We start from the raw sequence: 15,111 nt of genomic DNA, 5'->3' as shown, positions 1-15,111 counted from the left end.
ACCGGTGACCTGGCCGATCGCCGCACGTGACAGGCCGCGGATGGAGAAGCCGGAGTTGGACTCGAACTCGCGGTCCTCGGCGGCGATCACGGCGTCCTGCATCGCCTGCGGGATGTCGCTGATCTTGACGTCGGTGCGGTTGCCCTCCGGGGGCACGACCCGCGCCAACTCCTTGCCGTTGGACATCAGGATCGTCGCGACCTGGTTCTGCTTGATGTCGCCGGGCGCCGGAACCGATGCTCCGACGTAGGTGAACACGAACGCGACGACACCGATCAGGATGGCCACCGGGATGATGGCACCCAGGATGCCGAAACCCCACGCGAGCCACTTGTGGCGGGTGCGGGCGGATTCGTCGGCCTGCGTTGGTGTCGTCCGGCCGTTCCCACGGGGGGACGACGACGTGCCGCGGGTGCTGCTCACCGTCCCACCTCCCGATCCATCCGACCGAACACTTCAGCGCTACTCACAGTCAGTCCATCTCCGTCGTCAAAACTTGCCCACCACTGTGAACCACGTAGGTATGTCCGGGCAATAATCCCCGTCACGCGGTCGGATGAGCGGGCCCACCATCGGCGGCCCCGAGGGCGACTACTTCGCCACCCGCCGCGTACGCGTGGAGCGCGGCGGCAAACCCGCAACGTACGACTGGACCAGATGGTTCCACGAACACGTGCGGCACACCTCGACCACGTGGACGGAGAACTCCTCGGCGGTGGCGGCCAGACGCGCGATCTCGTCGTTGGTGCGGGCCGATCCCGACACCTGCCCCAGCTTTTCGCCGAACACCCAGGACACCAGCGTGACCTGCTCTTTTCGGCATATCGGGCACAGCGTCGACGACTGCCGTCCGTGGAATTTGGCCGCACGCAGCAGATACGGACTCGCGTCACACACGTCGGCCACGGCGGTCCGGCCCGAATGGACCTGCGACAGCCGTGCCCGCCGTTGCAGGGCGTAGTCGACGATCTGGCGTTGCACGTGTTCAAGGGTACGTGGTCGATCCGGCGGCTGTCGTTGTGACGGATATCCCGGTTGCGACGTGTTGATCACCACAGGACGTGTCGATCAACACAGTCGGGCAGCTGTAGACGCAAGTTATATCGGTGCGATACATTGGTGATTACATCAGAGCGAGGTGTCGGGCCATCATCATGTCCGCACCCACTCGGGCCGGTTCCCGGCGAATACGTTCCGATCGGAGAGGGGTGAGCGACCAGTGCTGGAGCTCGCGGTTCTCGGATTGCTCCTCGAATCGCCGATGCACGGGTATGAGCTGCGTAAACGGCTGACTGGTCTGCTCGGCGCGTTTCGTGCGTTCTCCTATGGTTCGCTCTATCCCACGCTGCGCCGGATGCAGGCCGACGGCTTGATCGACGAGGCCACAGGGCCCACACCGGGCGGCGTGAAGGTCCGGCGGGCTCGCCGCGTCTACCAGCTGACCGACAAGGGACGCGAACGCTTCAGCGAACTCGTCGCCGACACCGGGCCGCAGAACTACACCGACGACGGATTCGGCGTTCACCTCGCGTTCTTCAGCCGGACGCCGGCCGTGGCCCGGATGCGCATCCTCGAGGGCCGTCGTCGTCAGGTGGAGGAGCGGCGTGAGGGTCTGCGCGAGATCCTCGGGCGCTCCAACCGGGCCGTCGACCGCTACACCCGCCAGTTGCATCTGCTCAGCCTTGAGTCCAGCGAACGCGAGGTGCGCTGGCTCAACGAGCTGATCGCCGAAGAGGCGTCGGGCGACGACGCCAAGACCTCGGCCGAGTCCGGACGCGATCCGTTCACGGACACCGCCGATACAGACTTCCGTGTTGCGGGCTCACAGCCGAGCCGTGACGGGGGGCATGAAGAGATCGAAGAACAACAGAAGACACCGGTGCCGCAGCAGTCTGCGACGCCCGGAGTAGAAGGAGAACCCGACCATGGGTGAGCACAATAAGGTGCGCGTGGCCATTGTGGGCGTAGGAAACTGCGCTTCATCCTTGGTCCAGGGCGTGCAGTACTACAAGGACGCCGACGAGACCGCGACGGTGCCCGGCCTGATGCATGTGAAGTTCGGGCCGTATCACGTGCGCGACGTCGAGTTCGTCGCGGCGTTCGACGTGGACGCGAAGAAGGTCGGCTTCGACCTCTCCGACGCGATCTTCGCGAGCGAGAACAACACCATCAAGATCGCCGACGTGCCGCCGACCGGTGTCACCGTGCAGCGCGGCCACACCCTCGACGGCCTCGGCAAGTACTACCGCGAGACCATCACCGAGGCTGATGGTGAAGGTGCCGACATCGTCAAGGCACTGCGCGACGCCGAGGTCGACGTCCTCGTGTCCTACCTGCCGGTGGGCTCGGATCAGGCCGACAAGTTCTACGCGCAGTGCGCCATCGACGCGAATGTCGCGTTCGTCAACGCGCTGCCGGTGTTCATCGCCTCCGACCCGGTGTGGGCGCAGAAGTTCGCCGACGCCGGTGTGCCGATCGTCGGCGACGACATCAAGAGCCAGGTGGGCGCCACCATCACCCACCGCGTCATGGCCAAGCTGTTCGAGGACCGCGGCGTCGCGCTCGACCGCACCTACCAGCTCAACGTCGGCGGCAACATGGACTTCAAGAACATGCTCGAGCGTGAGCGTCTGGAGTCCAAGAAGGTCTCCAAGACCCAGGCCGTGACCTCCAACCTGACCGGTTCGCTGGCCGGCAAGGTCGAGGACAAGAACGTCCACATCGGACCGTCCGATCACGTCGAGTGGCTCGACGACCGCAAGTGGGCCTACGTCCGCCTCGAGGGCCGCGCGTTCGGTGACGTGCCGCTGAACCTCGAGTACAAGCTCGAGGTGTGGGACTCCCCCAACTCGGCCGGCATCATCATCGACGCCGTGCGCGCCGCGAAGATCGCCAAGGACCGAGGCCTCGGCGGCCCGATCCTGCCGGCGTCGGCCTACCTGATGAAGAGCCCGCCGGAGCAGCTCGCCGACGACGTCGCCCGCCAGCAGCTCGAGGCGTTCATCATCAGGGCCTGACCGGCTTCTCGCTCCACCGCATCGTCCCCGTGGACGGCACCCGAGATCATGTCTCGGGCGTCGGACACGGGGACGATGTTTTTTCTGTCGTCTTCAGTCGCCGGGCAACCGCCGGCCGGAGTAAACCGCACCCGACGACATCCCTGCGCTGGCACACTGATAACCATGCGTGGCGAGTCTGTCACCAGGCGCGCGGTGACGGCGGTGGCCGCCGTCGGCCTCGCTCTCGCGCTGACCGCCGGACCGGTCCATGCCGCACCGGCGACCACCGTCGTCGCGGGCTGCGATGGGTCGAAACTGTTTGCGCCGACGACCCTCTCGTCGATCTTGTGCGGTGACGGCGGTGTGATCGTCACCGACATCCGCTGGATGGGGTGGACCGACTCGTGGGCCACGGGCCTCGGGACCGAACACCGCAAAACCTGCGTCCCGAATTGCGCGTCCGGTGGAATCACCACTCAGCAGGTCGGTGTGTGGCTCGGCGCGCCGCGCAATGGCGCGTTCACCGAGGTGGCGCTGTATTCGTCACCCGACCGGCCACCACGGACCTACCGGCTGACCGGGCGGCTCCGCTGACCGTGGGGGTCACGGGGACGTTGTCGGTTGGGTCGTCCGTTTCATCGTCGTCCGTTTCATCGCTGTGGTTCATCGCTGTGGTTCATCGCTGTGGTTCATCGCTTTGGGCGACGAACACCGACACCGATCACGCCTACCCTGAGGCGACACCATCTTCAGGAGCGCACCGATGACAGCGGACAAGTGTGAGCGATGCGCCGAACCGCTGGTGCCCTGCCCGGAGTGTCACGGCCAGGCGGGTGGCTACAGCATCGCCGGCCGACTCACCTGTCTGCGCTGCGGCAACACGGGCCGTCTCTGCCCCGTCCACAACGAGCTCTGGAAACAGGACTGGTAACCGACAACCTGGTCACACTGCGCTGACCAACAGGTCGCGCTCCACCCAGCCGTCGGCGATCAGCTGGATCAGCAGCTGCGTCTTGTTGTTCACCGGACGGCCGGCCTCGCCATAGCGGTTCATCACCCGGCGGAAGTGCGAACGCACGGTGCTCTCGGAGATGAAGTAGCGCTGCGAGGTCTCCCGCACCGTGGAGCCGAGGGTGTAGGTGACCACGACTTCGCGTTCGCGGGGACTCAAGTGCACTCGATCGGCGCCGGTCGTCCCGGGCGCGGCGATGCGGCGCAACACCTGACGCAGCCTTCCGGCGGAATAGCCGGAGTCGGGAAGCTCCACGCCGCCGAGGTGACCGACCGGGACGCCGATACCGATGACGCGGGCGGAGGCCAACGCAGCGACCCGGCGGAGCTGGGCCAGGCGCAGCTCGCTGCGCACGATCACCACCGAACCGGTCTGCCTCGGCGCTTCGGCCCCGCCGACGTCGATCAGCGCGGCACGATAGCCGAAGCGCTCCACGAGAGCCAGCAGCCCGACATCGGCGAGGGTGTCTTCGGCGACGATCAGCACCGTCGATGACGGAGGGAGCGGATGCATCGGAATCTGCAGGTCTTGATTGACGTCGGCGGTCATTGTGGCTCCTCTGGGGCGCTGCGTCGGTCAGGGGAACAGGCGATACTTGAGTGCGATCTCAGATTCGTCCCGAAGCCGGAATGGTTCAGCCCTCCATGGAACCTTTCTGCCGAAATTTTGTGTCGCTGACTCCCCGGAAAAGCGATTGCGATGTGTAATCGCGCATGAATTGTCCCGATGAGGCAATATTGCGCACATGTCGGCTGGATTGCGCATCCTCATCGCTTCCCCTCTCGGTCATGTCATCGCGGCCCCGCTGGAGGCCGCGTTCAAAGATGTCACCGTCGTGGTGGCGGGAGATCGCGACGAGTTCACCCGCGGCGTCGCGGCCCGGGTGCGGTTCGACGTGGTCTGCGCCGACCTGATCTTCAACCGGGCCGAGATGGAGTGGACCTTCGACGGCCTTGACGTGATCGAAGGTCTCCGGGATGCCGATCGACTCGCGCCGGTGCTGCTGGCCACTCAAGGCCATTCGATGGAGGAAGATCATCTCGCCGAGGCGCGGGTACGGCCCGAGGTCTCCGGGGTCGTCGCGAAGGCCGCCGGACTGCAGGTCCTGATGGACTCTCTTCGCGCCGTCGCGCTCGGCCAACGCCTACATGACACCGTGCCCGCCGATCCGCGGCCGTCGCTGTTGGCAATGTTCGAGGGACGGCGCGGAACCACCGCCGCACGCATGGCCGGCGCCATCGCGTCGGGGAACGCGTCGGACAACCAGACGCTGGCCGAGGTGGCCCAGGTGTCTCCGAACACCGCGAACAAGGTCGCGACCAACTACCTCGGTCCGATGATGCGTCGCCGGAACGAACACGATGACCGACTCCCCCTGACCCAGGCGTCGGTGTATCGCTGGTGCGGACTGCACGCGCGCTACATCGTCAGCTGGTGCCGACGGAACGGGCACTCCGATGTCATCAAGCCGCGCGGCTGACCTCGTCCGCTCGTGGTCAAGCGTTTTCGCCGAAACCCCGACGTCAGCGCACGGCCCGGAGCCACAATCGCAAACAGATCAACTGTCTGTGCGGTGAACAGGGGTGCGATATGCGATCGGCTTCCGTTCGTGTGGTGGTCATGCTGGCTGCTCTCGCGACGCTGGTGACATCGGCAGCCTCCGCGGGGTCGGGGAGCGCCACGGCCGCGCCGACTCCGGCTACCAGCATCGTCTACGGCTGCGACGGAGCGAAGCTCGTCCAGCCACGCACACTGTCATCCATTTTCTGCGCCGACCTCGGCATCATCGTCACCGACATCACTTGGCTCGGATGGACCGACCCCTTCGCGGTGGGATATGGGACGGAGCATCGCAATCTCTGCGAACCGACCTGCGCAGCCGGAAGATACGCGGTGTATCCGGTCGGGGTCTATCTGTTCGCGCCCCAGCGAGGCGCCTTCACCGAGGTGTCGCTGTATTCCTCGGTCACCGCACCTCCGGAGACCTACCAGCTGACGGGGTTCCCGCACTGATTCGCTTGTGTCAGAACGCTTTCCGACGGGCCGTCACTGCCGTTCCCGTGCCAGCCGCGGGATCAATCCGCCGGCGAGGACGTCGGCGACCTGTCGCGGCGACAGGCGATGCCGGACGGTGAACTCGGTTCCCTTCGTCGCATTTGGAACCACCAGCGCATCCTTGGCTGCCAACAGTTCACGCAGATCCTCGAAACGCAGTAAGTCACCCTGGTCGATGCCGTCATAGTCGGCGGGTTGGTCGAATTCGAGTGCGAGCACACCGAAGTTCGCGAGGTTCTGCCAGTGGATGCGGGCGTAGGACTTCGCGATCACCACGCGCAGACCGAGATACCTGGGCGCGATGGCCGCGTGCTCGCGCGAGGACCCCTGCCCGTAGTTCTCACCGCCGACGACGATGTGGCCGGGTTCGCCGGCGTCGTGGGCACGCGACGGATAGCTCTCGTCGATCTGGGTGAAACTGAACATCGCCAGCTTCGGGATATTGGATCGGAACGGTAGCGCACGCGCGCCGGCCGGGGAGATCTCGTCGGTGGAGATGTTGTCGCCGACCTTGAGCAGCACCGGCGCGGTCAACTCGTCCGGCAACTCGTCGAGTTCGGGCAGCGTGGAGATGTTGGGGCCCTTCACCGGGTCGATCCGCGCGGCCTCGTCGGCCGGTGGCGGCGCGACCAGCATCGCCGTGTTCACCGCGTGATGTGTCGGCAGGTTCAGGTGCGGATAGGCCATCGCGACGTCGGCGGCCCAGTCCCGCGGGTCGGTGATGACACCGGTCAATGCCGACGCGGTCGCGGTCTCCGGCGAGCACAGCCACACCGAGTCCTCCTTGGTCCCGGACCGGCCCGGGAAGTTGCGCGGCATCGTCCGCAACGAGTTGCGGCCCGTCGCCGGCGCCTGCCCCATCCCGATGCATCCCATACAGCCGGCCTGGTGGATACGGGCACCGCCGATCACCAGCTGCGAGGTCGCACCCATCGTGGTGAGGTCGGTGAGGATTTCCCGGGAGGTCGGGTTGACGTCGAAGCTGACCTCCGGCCTGGTCTGCCGACCGTCGACCATCGCGGCGGCGATCGCGAAATCCCGCAATCCGGGGTTGGCGCTGGAACCGATGACCACCTGGCTGATCTCCTCCCCGGCAACCTCGCGGACCGGCACCACGTTGCCGGGTGAGGAAGGTTTGGCGATCAGGGGTTCGATCGTGGCCAGGTCGATCGTGTCCTCAATGTCGTAAGCGGCGCCGTCATCGGCGACGAGTTCGACCCAGTCGTCCTCGCGGTCTTCGGCGCGCAGGAAGTCGCGGACCGCGTCGTCGCTGGGGAACACCGTCGTCGTGGCACCGAGCTCGGCACCCATGTTCGCGATCACGTGCCGATCCATCGCGGTGAGCCCGGCCAGTCCGGGACCGTGGTATTCGATGATGCGGTTGACGCCGCCCTTGACGTCGTGGCGGCGCAGCATTTCGAGGATCACATCCTTCGCCGAGCACCACTCGGGGAGTTCGTTCTCCAGCCGGATGCCCCAGATCTCGGGCATCCGGATCTGCAGCGGGTGACCGGCGATCGCCAAGGCCACCTCGAGACCGCCGACGCCGATCGCGAGCATCCCGAGCGCCCCGGCCGCCGGGGTGTGCGAGTCCGAACCGACCATCGTCTTGCCGGGAATCCCGAATCGCTGCATGTGTGTCGGGTGGGAGACGCCGTTCCCGGGTTTCGAGTACCAGATCCCGAAGTGCGCACATGCGGTACGCAGATACTCGTGGTCCTCGGCGTTCTTCTCGTCGGTTTGCAGCAGGTTGTGGTCGACGTACTGGACACTGACCTGGGTGCGGGCGCGGTCGAGTCCGAGTGCCTCGAGTTCCTGCATCACCAAGGTTCCGGTCGCGTCCTGGGTGAGGGTCTGGTCGACGCGGAGGGCGATCTCCTCGCCGGCGGTCATCTCCCCGGACTCCAGATGTGCCGCGATCAGCTTGCGGGCGACGTTGTCGGGCATGATGCACTCCTCTGCTCCCCATGCTCCCAGCGATCCGGGATTCCTGCCACGACCGTCCGAACACGTGGCCAAAGCCCCACGACACCACGCCGCGGACCGGCGCATGCTGAAGGCATGAACACCGGAATGGTCCTCATCGCCGGAGCCGTGGCTGCCGGCGCCGCGGCGGTGGGCTACCAGCGATTCCTGCGGCAGCCGATCATGAACTGGGGTGCGACCGACGACGAGGTCGCCGCCACCCTGCCCGGTGACGAGCTGCTCTCCGAGGCGGACGGGGTCTCCACCCGCGCCATCACGATCGAAGCGAAGCCCGAGCACGTGTATCCGTGGCTTGCGCAGATGGGCCCGATGCCGCGCGGCGGCGCGTACACCTACGACTGGATCGAGAATCTCCTCGGGCTGAACATGCACTCCACCGACGTCGTCCTCGAGGAGTTCCAGCATCCGGCGGTCGGCGAGACGATCGGACTGGGTCCGAACAAAATGGTCATCGAGATCGCCGAGCCCGGCCACGCCTTCGCGTCCCGGTCCAGCGACGGGAACTGGGTATGGGCGTTCACCCTGACCGACTGCGGAGACGGGACCACCCGTCTGATCAGCCGCAACCGGTTCCGGCTCCCGCGCGTGCGTGATCGGATCGGGATGCTTCCCATGGAACCGGGATCGCTGGTGATGGAACGCAAGATGCTGTTCGGGATCAAGGCCCGCGCCGAGCACCTGGCGGCGATGGAAAAGCAATCGCCCGTTGCCGAACTCGCCACCACGGCTTCATCGGAGACGTGACCGCGGTTCAGGAGGATCACAAGAGTCGCGGGTCTAGCCTGGATTCGTGCGCACACAACGGTGGGTGGCGACCGGCTCCGGAGGGCTCGACGACTTCGCCTTCATCGACGACGAGCTCCCGCCACCGGGACCCGGTGAGGTGTCCATCCGGGTCCGCGCGGCCGGGGTGAACCCTGCCGATCTCAAGCACGCCAAGCGCCTTACCGACCCGTCTCAGTTCCCGCTGCCGATCGGCTACGAGGTGGCCGGCGAGATCCTTGAACTCGGCCCGGACACCGAGATCGCCTCCGGTGGCGGCGCGGTCGGCGATGGTGTGCTGGCGTTTCGGGTGCAAGGCGGGTACGCGACCGCGGTGACCGTGCCGGCCGGAAAGGTGTTCGCCAAACCCGACGATCTCGGCTGGCCGGAGGCTGCCAATTTGTTCCTGGCGGGGTCCACCGCAGCGGATCTGCTGCGCGCATCACACGCCGAACGCGACGAAACCGTCCTGATGCACGGCGCATCCGGTGCAGTCGGGGTGGCGCTCATGCAGATGGCCCGATTACGCGGCATCCGCGTGATCGGCACGGCCAGCGCCAAGAACTTCGCCCGCATTCGCGAATTCGGTGGCATCCCTGTCGAATACGGCCCAGGTCTGGTTGATCGGGTACGGTCTGCGGCACCCGACGGGGTGGACATCGCACTCGATGCCGCGGGCACCGACGAGGCCATCGACGCATCGTTGGCGTTGGTGGCCGACCGGAACCGGATCGTCACGGTCGCGAATCCCCAGCGCGCCGCCGCCGACGGGTTCCTCGCGCTCGGCGGTGCACAGCCCGAAAGCCTCGACTTCCGCGACGCCGTGCGTTCGAATCTGGTGCGACTCGCGTCGTCGGGAGATCTGGTCGTGCCGATCGCGCGGACCTTTCCCCTGTCGGAGGCCAAGGCGGCTCTCGAGTTGGTCGGTAGCGGGCACCCGGGCGGCAAGGTCGCGCTGATCCCCGAGTAGCCCTCTGGTCAATGAACCGGTATCGACGACGCGCCCGCGGCCATATAATCAGGGAGCCCACGAACAGCGGGCACCGCACTCGTCACAGCCGTCGAATCGCCACTTCTCTCGGAGCACAGGACATGTCCCGCAAGGCGCTCCTCATCGTCGTGATGGTGGCGGTCTGCCTGTCCTGGATCGCCGTGGCACCCCAGGCCGACGCCGCCGAGCCTCGGGCGCAGTTCTCGGCCCAGTACGGCACGATCCTGATCAGAGCCTGGGGCCTCGGGAAAGAGGACAAGTCCTGCAGCGCGATCTGGGCCAAGGGCACACACATCTCGGCGACAGCGGTTCGGAGTCAGTCACCGCGGATCGCACTGCGCTCGCCACCTCTGTGGCACGGTACATATCGCGTCGTCTTCGCTTGCGCCACTTACGGAACCCTCGGCAACCCGATCTTCAGCAAAGACGCCGAGGTCAAGGTCTGACGCCAAGCTGGTGGACGCTGTGCGTCAGCAGTACGGCGCACGTGGCCAGGGCGCAGTGTCATCGCTTCAATAGCTGAAGGCCGTCGCGCCGTCGTCGATCCACTCCCACAGCTGGACCGTTCCGCCCATGTCGGCGCCAGGGATGAAGGTAGTGGGGTCGATCGCTCTCGAGTTCACACAGATCGGGCAGACGAGGTAACGACCGCCCGCGCTCTCGTAGCGCTCCATCAGGTCCTCCAACGACGGACAGCCGATGCAGGCGGTACCGGTCGCAGTGCCCTTGACCGCGAGGCGGACGGCCTCCTTGGTCAGAAACATCCTCGTGGGCCGACCGCTTTCGGCTGCGCCGGCGGCGACCAGGAATGCCACTGTCACCTTCTCGGTGTCTTCCAGGCCGGTCGTGAGACTGATGGCGGCCTTATTCGTGTTCATGGCGTCCTCCTCGGTGGTATCGGTACGACACCAAGAACGCTATTGATCCGAGCAGGCGCAGGAATCGGTGCTGACCGCCATGTTTCCGGTGTCGGCGACCGCGTCGATGGCGGACGGCACGTATGTCAGCTGCTCAACAGACGCGCGACCGCCCCGGCTCTGGCCGATCGGCCGGCCAAACCCAGCTTCGTGTAGATGGTGCTGAGGTGTCGTTCGACGGTTCGGACCGACAGCGACAGCTCCTTGCCGATCGCGGCGTTGTCGAGTCCTCGTCCGACCAGCCGGAGAACGTCGAGTTCTCGGGCGCTGAGACTGCGCAGTGCCGCCGGTGTACTCGGCGCGACGATTGCGTCCGCCCCCAAGAAGCTGCGAATCTGCTCGACGAACACGGGCCAGGCGGCCTCGTCGGCGAGGGTGATGTGATTGTCGCTGTCGAGGGTGACCAGCCGTGCGTTCCGGATCCCGGCCGCGAGCTTGCGGCCCTCGGAAAAGGGATTGATCCGGTCGCCCCGGGCATGGATCACCAACGTGGGCTGATCGATCTCCGACAGCAGCGCGGACACGTCGACCACACCACGGGCGGTCCGTGCTCGGATGGCATTGCCGGTGGATGTCGCCCGGGCCTGCAGGTCGTCCAGCCAGCACGCCTGCAGCTCGGAGGCTCCCGGAATCATGAGCTGGGTGAAGACCCGACGAAACGTGCTGTCCGGTCGAGCCCAGCCGACCTTGATCAGCTGCTGCAACGTCCGTTCGAGTTCATCGGTTTCCGCATCGTGGTGGATCGCGGCGTAGGTGCCGTAGAGGATCAGCCGGCTGATACGGTCCCGACGTCGCGCGGCATAGGCGATCGCGACCGGCCCGCCCTGCGACATGCCGAGCATCGCGCAGCGGTCGATTGCGGCCGAATCCAACACGGCCTCGAGATCGGCAATCCGCGCATCCAGTTCGAAGCCGTCCACATCCCAGTCCGACATGCCGAACCCGCGCTCGTCGTAGCGCACGACGGTTGCGAACTCACCCAGATCCAGCAGAAAACGTCGCCACACCGGGCTCTCCCAGTCGAACTCCAGATGGCTGAGCCAACAGGTGTTGAGCAAGAGTGGCGGCCCCGCGCCGTGAACGGCGTAGGCGATCTTCGTACCGTCCGCGCTGCGGCAGAAACGCACCTCTTGGAGCGGCGTTCGCCCCGACATACTTCCAGATTAGGAGCCCCGGTCGGCATCGACAATCGTCAATCCGCGGTCGGCCGCCGCGCTCAGTCCTCGATACGGTTGCCCTGTTCGTCCCAGTGCGCGGCCACCTTCTTGCTCGGCTGGACGCGGGGTGGTTCGCCCGGCATCTTCGGGTAGCTGGGCGGGTAGGGCATGTCGCCGAGACCGTCGGCGTCGTCGCGTTGCACCATCTCCAACAGAGGCTCGATTCCGCGGCGGTGCATTGCGATGTCGGTCATCGGATCGCCTCGGCGCGCAACGAGATCCGGGACGGTGGCGATGGTGCAGTCATCGGGGTCGACCTCCGCGAGCTCCTCCCAGGTGACCGGTGTGGACACGCGGGCGTTGGAGCTGCGCCGCGCCGAGTACGGCGATGCCATGGTGCGGTCGCGGGCGTTCTGGTTGAAGTCGATGAAGATCCGTTCGCCCCGTTCCTCCTTCCACCAGGAGGTGGTCACCGACTCCGGGTCGCGGCGTTCCATCTCGCGGGCGACGGCGATGACGCAACGGCGGGTCGCGATGAAATCCCACTTCGGCTCGATCGGGACGTACACGTGGATTCCGCGCCCACCCGAGGTCTTGGGAAAACCCGTGTACCCCAATTCGTCGAGCAGCGGGGCCAGCACCTCGACGGCGACGCGCCGGACATCGTCGAAGTCGGTGCCCGGTTGCGGGTCGAGGTCGATGCGCAGCTGGTCGGGGTGGTCGTTGTCGGGTGAGACGGTGGGCCAACTGTGGAAGGTGACCGTCCCGAGGTTGGCGCCCCACACGATGTCGGCGGGTACCGTCGGTTTGAGGGCGTCACCCGTTCTGCCCGAAGGGAAGACGATGCGCGTCGATTGGACGTGGTCGGGTCGCTTCTTGGCGATATGCTTCTGGTAGATCTCGTCGCCGTCGACGCCGTCGGGAAACCGTTGCAGGAAGGTGGGCCGGTCGCGCAATGCGGTCATGATCGGCCCCTCGGGCCCGTTGACCGGTAGGGCCATCGTCCGGTAGTAGCCGACGAGATCTCTTTTGCGGCCACCGTTTTCGCCGAGTCCCGGGAAGTAGATCTTGTCCGGGTTGCTCATCCGGACGGCGATGCCGTCGACGTCGAGTTCCTCGGCCGGCGAACGAGAGGCCATGTCAGGACGATCCTTCCAGCACATCGTGCAGGTCATAGGTGAGCGGTACCTCGAGTTGGGCGTAACCACAGCTCTCCGGGTCCCGGTCCGGCCGCCACCGCAGGAACTTCACCGTGTGCCGGAACCGGTGGTTCTCCATCTGGTCGTAGGCAACCTCGGCGACGAGTTCCTGCCGAATAGGTATCCATTCACCGGATTTCTCCGACCGCCAGCGGGTCGGTTCGCCCGGTGCGGGTGCCTCGGGGTCCAGGCGCATCGGTTCGAACATCTGCTGCAGTTCGATGCGTTTGGCGTCGGAGAACGCGCCCGCGCCGCCGACCATGTGCACGGCGCCGTCGTGGTAGAGGCCGAGCAGCATCGAGCCCAGCCCGGTGCCGCTCTTGTGCACGCGGTAGCCGATGACCACGCAGTCGGCTGTGCGCTTGTGCTTGACCTTCACCATCTCGCGTTTGCCCTCGACATAGCCGCCGTCGAGGCGTTTACCGACGACGCCGTCGAGACCGGCGCCCTCGAAGGCGGTGAACCAGTCGGCGGCCACCGCCGGGTCTCTGGTCACGCGACTCACGTACAGCCGCCGATCGGCGCCCTGATCGGGGTCGATCGCGCGGAGCAGCGCTTCCCTACGCACCGGGAAGGGTTCACCCATGACACGGGCCGGGCCGAGCGCGAGGGCGTCGAAGCCGATGAAGATGGCCGGGGTCTTCTCGGCGAGCATCCTGATCCGGGACTCGGCCGGATGTATCCGCTGCGCGAGCGAGTCCCAGTCCAGCCGGTGGGTGTCGCCGATCAGGGCCGGGACGCCGATCTCACCGTCCACCACCGCCTTCTCGGGTAGTTCGGCCTTGGCGGCGGCAACGAGTTCGGGGAAGTACCGGGCCAGGTCCTTGCCACCGCGTGATCCGATGGCGACTTCGTCGCCGTCTCGAAAGATCAAGGCCCGAAAGCCATCCCACTTCGGCTCATACGACCACGCGGGATCGCCGTCGGGCTGGTCGGGCACCGTCGTCACGGCCTTGGCGAGCATCGGGGCGATCGGCGGCATTACCGGGAGGTCCACGGCTCCCATCGTCCCACTTGTAAGGTCATCCGCAATGGACCCCGAACAAGCCGCGCCGCCGCCGGCGGGACGCTACGCGCCGTCACCGTCGGGTGAGCTGCACGTCGGCAATCTGCGCACGGCTGTGCTGGCCTGGCTGTTCGCCCGCACGACGGGACGGGCGTTCTACATCCGGATGGAGGACCTCGACCGGACCGCGGTCGGCGCCGACCGACAGCAACTCGCGGATCTCGCGGCGCTCGGTCTCGATTGGGATCCGCCGGTCGTGTATCAGTCGCAGCGGCTCTCGTCGTATCGGGTCGTCGTCGACACCCTCCGCGACGCGGGACGGACCTTCGAGTGCTACTGCACCCGCCGGGAGATCCTGGAGGCGCCGTCGGCACCGCACGCCCCGCAGGGCGCCTACCCGGGCACCTGCCGCGACCTCACCCCCGCCGAGCGCGCCGAACGCCGGGCCGCGGGACGACCACCGGCCATTCGCATCCGGACAGACGTGGATCGGTTCACCGTCACCGATATCCTGCACGGCGAGTACACCGGGATGGTCGACGACTTCGTCGTCCAACGCAACGACGGGACACCGGCCTACAACCTGGCGGTCGTCGTCGACGATGCGGCCCAGGGTGTGGATCAGGTGGTCCGCGGTGATGACCTGCTCTCGTCGGCGCCGCGGCAGGCGTACCTCGCCACACTGCTCGGCCACCGGCCGCCAGAGTATGCGCACGTGCCGATGGTGTTGAATCCCAAGCATGTTCGGCTGAGCAAGCGTGACGGTGCGGTGACGCTGGCCGATCTCTTGGAACGTGGTGTGACCGCCTCCGGAGTTCTCAACCACATCGCCCACTCGCTGGGGCTCGCAGGCCGGCACGAGTCCGTCGAGCTCGCCGACCTGGCAGATCGGTTCCGCCCCAACGAACTCCCCCGCGAGCCGTGGATCTACTCCATGAGCGAGTGGGGCGAGTGATCTCGATACGCCACTCACTCCGTTCGCGCCTACTCGATCAGCGGATGGGAGACACTCGATCGGCGGATGGGA

Annotated in this window: 18 protein-coding genes; 10 read left to right on the top strand and 8 right to left on the bottom strand. The window is 66.4% G+C overall.

Annotated elements, in window-relative coordinates:
* Together GORHZ_RS02325 and GORHZ_RS02320 are read right to left on the bottom strand one after the other, a co-directional pair.
* A partial coding sequence (locus GORHZ_RS02325) for a transglycosylase domain-containing protein (protein WP_040529805.1) occupies positions 1–423 on the bottom strand: 423 nt, incomplete at its 3' end.
* Between the two features lie 168 nt (positions 424–591).
* Positions 592–981 (bottom strand): DUF5318 family protein, encoded by a 390-nt coding sequence (locus GORHZ_RS02320; protein WP_006330012.1) that lies wholly within the window; start codon positions 979–981, stop codon positions 592–594.
* 238 nt (positions 982–1,219) lie between these two features.
* Here GORHZ_RS02320 and GORHZ_RS02315 point away from each other — a divergent pair, with 238 nt between their 5' ends.
* The 4 genes from GORHZ_RS02315 to GORHZ_RS30690 all read left to right on the top strand — a co-directional run bounded on the left by GORHZ_RS02315 (position 1,220) and on the right by GORHZ_RS30690 (position 3,930).
* Positions 1,220–1,933 carry a PadR family transcriptional regulator gene (locus tag GORHZ_RS02315; protein WP_006330010.1) on the top strand — a complete coding sequence of 238 codons (714 nt, stop codon included), beginning with the start codon at positions 1,220–1,222 and terminating at the stop codon, positions 1,931–1,933.
* Positions 1,926–3,017 (top strand): inositol-3-phosphate synthase, encoded by a 1,092-nt coding sequence (locus GORHZ_RS02310; protein WP_006330003.1) that lies wholly within the window; start codon positions 1,926–1,928, stop codon positions 3,015–3,017. The genes GORHZ_RS02315 and GORHZ_RS02310 overlap by 8 nt, the downstream gene beginning before the upstream one ends.
* A gap of 165 nt (positions 3,018–3,182) precedes the next feature.
* The gene (locus GORHZ_RS02305; RefSeq protein WP_006330002.1) at positions 3,183–3,593 is read left to right on the top strand and encodes a hypothetical protein; all 411 of its coding nucleotides are present in this window, start codon (positions 3,183–3,185) and stop codon (positions 3,591–3,593) included.
* Positions 3,594–3,762: 169 nt separating this feature from the next.
* Positions 3,763–3,930 carry a hypothetical protein gene (locus GORHZ_RS30690; RefSeq protein WP_006330001.1) on the top strand — a complete coding sequence of 56 codons (168 nt, stop codon included), beginning with the start codon at positions 3,763–3,765 and terminating at the stop codon, positions 3,928–3,930.
* Between the two features lie 12 nt (positions 3,931–3,942).
* On the opposite strand, the gene GORHZ_RS02300 is transcribed toward GORHZ_RS30690, so the two are convergent.
* Entirely contained in the window at positions 3,943–4,560 is a 618-nt protein-coding gene (locus tag GORHZ_RS02300; RefSeq protein WP_006330000.1) for a helix-turn-helix transcriptional regulator, read from the bottom strand.
* Positions 4,561–4,756: 196 nt separating this feature from the next.
* Between GORHZ_RS02300 and GORHZ_RS02295 the strand changes: the two genes are divergently transcribed.
* Positions 4,757–5,491, top strand: a complete 735-nt coding sequence (locus tag GORHZ_RS02295; protein ID WP_006329999.1) for an MSMEG_1198 family transcriptional regulator — start codon at positions 4,757–4,759, stop codon at positions 5,489–5,491.
* Between the two features lie 140 nt (positions 5,492–5,631).
* On the top strand, positions 5,632–6,024 hold the full coding sequence (locus GORHZ_RS02290) for a hypothetical protein (protein ID WP_006329997.1): 393 nt from the start codon (positions 5,632–5,634) through the stop codon (positions 6,022–6,024).
* A 33-nt stretch (positions 6,025–6,057) separates the two neighbouring features.
* Here the strand turns inward: GORHZ_RS02290 and GORHZ_RS02285 are convergent, their stop codons facing one another.
* Entirely contained in the window at positions 6,058–8,013 is a 1,956-nt protein-coding gene (locus tag GORHZ_RS02285) for an aconitate hydratase (protein WP_006329995.1), read from the bottom strand.
* Positions 8,014–8,127: 114 nt separating this feature from the next.
* Between GORHZ_RS02285 and GORHZ_RS02280 the strand changes: the two genes are divergently transcribed.
* The 3 genes from GORHZ_RS02280 to GORHZ_RS02270 all read left to right on the top strand — a co-directional run bounded on the left by GORHZ_RS02280 (position 8,128) and on the right by GORHZ_RS02270 (position 10,251).
* Positions 8,128–8,796 (top strand): SRPBCC family protein, encoded by a 669-nt coding sequence (locus GORHZ_RS02280; protein ID WP_051998725.1) that lies wholly within the window; start codon positions 8,128–8,130, stop codon positions 8,794–8,796.
* A 46-nt stretch (positions 8,797–8,842) separates the two neighbouring features.
* On the top strand, positions 8,843–9,784 hold the full coding sequence (locus GORHZ_RS02275) for an NADP-dependent oxidoreductase (RefSeq protein ID WP_040529801.1): 942 nt from the start codon (positions 8,843–8,845) through the stop codon (positions 9,782–9,784).
* A 122-nt stretch (positions 9,785–9,906) separates the two neighbouring features.
* On the top strand, positions 9,907–10,251 hold the full coding sequence (locus tag GORHZ_RS02270; RefSeq protein WP_006329989.1) for a hypothetical protein: 345 nt from the start codon (positions 9,907–9,909) through the stop codon (positions 10,249–10,251).
* A gap of 66 nt (positions 10,252–10,317) precedes the next feature.
* On the opposite strand, the gene GORHZ_RS02265 is transcribed toward GORHZ_RS02270, so the two are convergent.
* The 4 genes from GORHZ_RS02265 to GORHZ_RS02250 all read right to left on the bottom strand — a co-directional run bounded on the left by GORHZ_RS02265 (position 10,318) and on the right by GORHZ_RS02250 (position 14,075).
* On the bottom strand, positions 10,318–10,683 hold the full coding sequence (locus GORHZ_RS02265; protein ID WP_006329983.1) for a DsrE family protein: 366 nt from the start codon (positions 10,681–10,683) through the stop codon (positions 10,318–10,320).
* A gap of 125 nt (positions 10,684–10,808) precedes the next feature.
* Positions 10,809–11,876 (bottom strand): alpha/beta fold hydrolase, encoded by a 1,068-nt coding sequence (locus GORHZ_RS02260; RefSeq protein WP_006329981.1) that lies wholly within the window; start codon positions 11,874–11,876, stop codon positions 10,809–10,811.
* A 62-nt stretch (positions 11,877–11,938) separates the two neighbouring features.
* A complete protein-coding gene (locus GORHZ_RS02255; RefSeq protein ID WP_006329979.1) occupies positions 11,939–13,018 on the bottom strand; it encodes a DNA polymerase domain-containing protein in 1,080 nt (359 codons plus the stop codon).
* 1 nt (position 13,019) lies between these two features.
* A complete protein-coding gene (locus GORHZ_RS02250; RefSeq protein ID WP_040529798.1) occupies positions 13,020–14,075 on the bottom strand; it encodes an ATP-dependent DNA ligase in 1,056 nt (351 codons plus the stop codon).
* Between the two features lie 34 nt (positions 14,076–14,109).
* Between GORHZ_RS02250 and gluQRS the strand changes: the two genes are divergently transcribed.
* Positions 14,110–15,039 carry a tRNA glutamyl-Q(34) synthetase GluQRS gene (gene gluQRS / locus GORHZ_RS02245; RefSeq protein ID WP_006329967.1) on the top strand — a complete coding sequence of 310 codons (930 nt, stop codon included), beginning with the start codon at positions 14,110–14,112 and terminating at the stop codon, positions 15,037–15,039.
* Positions 15,040–15,111 lie beyond the last annotated feature (72 nt).

This window comes from Gordonia rhizosphera NBRC 16068, from assembly GCF_000298195.1.
Classification (GTDB): Bacteria; Actinomycetota; Actinomycetes; order Mycobacteriales; family Mycobacteriaceae; genus Gordonia; species Gordonia rhizosphera.
Note: the sequence above shows the minus strand (reverse complement) of the source record. Positions and strands in the feature narration are given on the sequence as shown.

Excerpts from the sequence above, each read along its gene's own strand:
- GORHZ_RS02310 (WP_006330003.1), top strand. The coding sequence starts at position 1,926 with ATGGGTGAGCACAATAAGGTGCGCGTGGCCATTGTGGGCGTAGGAAAC.
- GORHZ_RS02305 (WP_006330002.1), top strand. The coding sequence starts at position 3,183 with ATGCGTGGCGAGTCTGTCACCAGGCGCGCGGTGACGGCGGTGGCCGCC.
- GORHZ_RS30690 (WP_006330001.1), top strand. The coding sequence starts at position 3,763 with ATGACAGCGGACAAGTGTGAGCGATGCGCCGAACCGCTGGTGCCCTGC.
- GORHZ_RS02300 (WP_006330000.1), bottom strand. The coding sequence starts at position 4,560 with ATGACCGCCGACGTCAATCAAGACCTGCAGATTCCGATGCATCCGCTC.
- GORHZ_RS02295 (WP_006329999.1), top strand. The coding sequence starts at position 4,757 with ATGTCGGCTGGATTGCGCATCCTCATCGCTTCCCCTCTCGGTCATGTC.
- GORHZ_RS02290 (WP_006329997.1), top strand. The coding sequence starts at position 5,632 with ATGCTGGCTGCTCTCGCGACGCTGGTGACATCGGCAGCCTCCGCGGGG.
- GORHZ_RS02285 (WP_006329995.1), bottom strand. The coding sequence starts at position 8,013 with ATGCCCGACAACGTCGCCCGCAAGCTGATCGCGGCACATCTGGAGTCC.
- GORHZ_RS02280 (WP_051998725.1), top strand. The coding sequence starts at position 8,128 with ATGAACACCGGAATGGTCCTCATCGCCGGAGCCGTGGCTGCCGGCGCC.
- GORHZ_RS02270 (WP_006329989.1), top strand. The coding sequence starts at position 9,907 with ATGTCCCGCAAGGCGCTCCTCATCGTCGTGATGGTGGCGGTCTGCCTG.
- GORHZ_RS02265 (WP_006329983.1), bottom strand. The coding sequence starts at position 10,683 with ATGAACACGAATAAGGCCGCCATCAGTCTCACGACCGGCCTGGAAGAC.
- GORHZ_RS02260 (WP_006329981.1), bottom strand. The coding sequence starts at position 11,876 with ATGTCGGGGCGAACGCCGCTCCAAGAGGTGCGTTTCTGCCGCAGCGCG.
- GORHZ_RS02255 (WP_006329979.1), bottom strand. The coding sequence starts at position 13,018 with ATGGCCTCTCGTTCGCCGGCCGAGGAACTCGACGTCGACGGCATCGCC.
- gluQRS (WP_006329967.1), top strand. The coding sequence starts at position 14,110 with ATGGACCCCGAACAAGCCGCGCCGCCGCCGGCGGGACGCTACGCGCCG.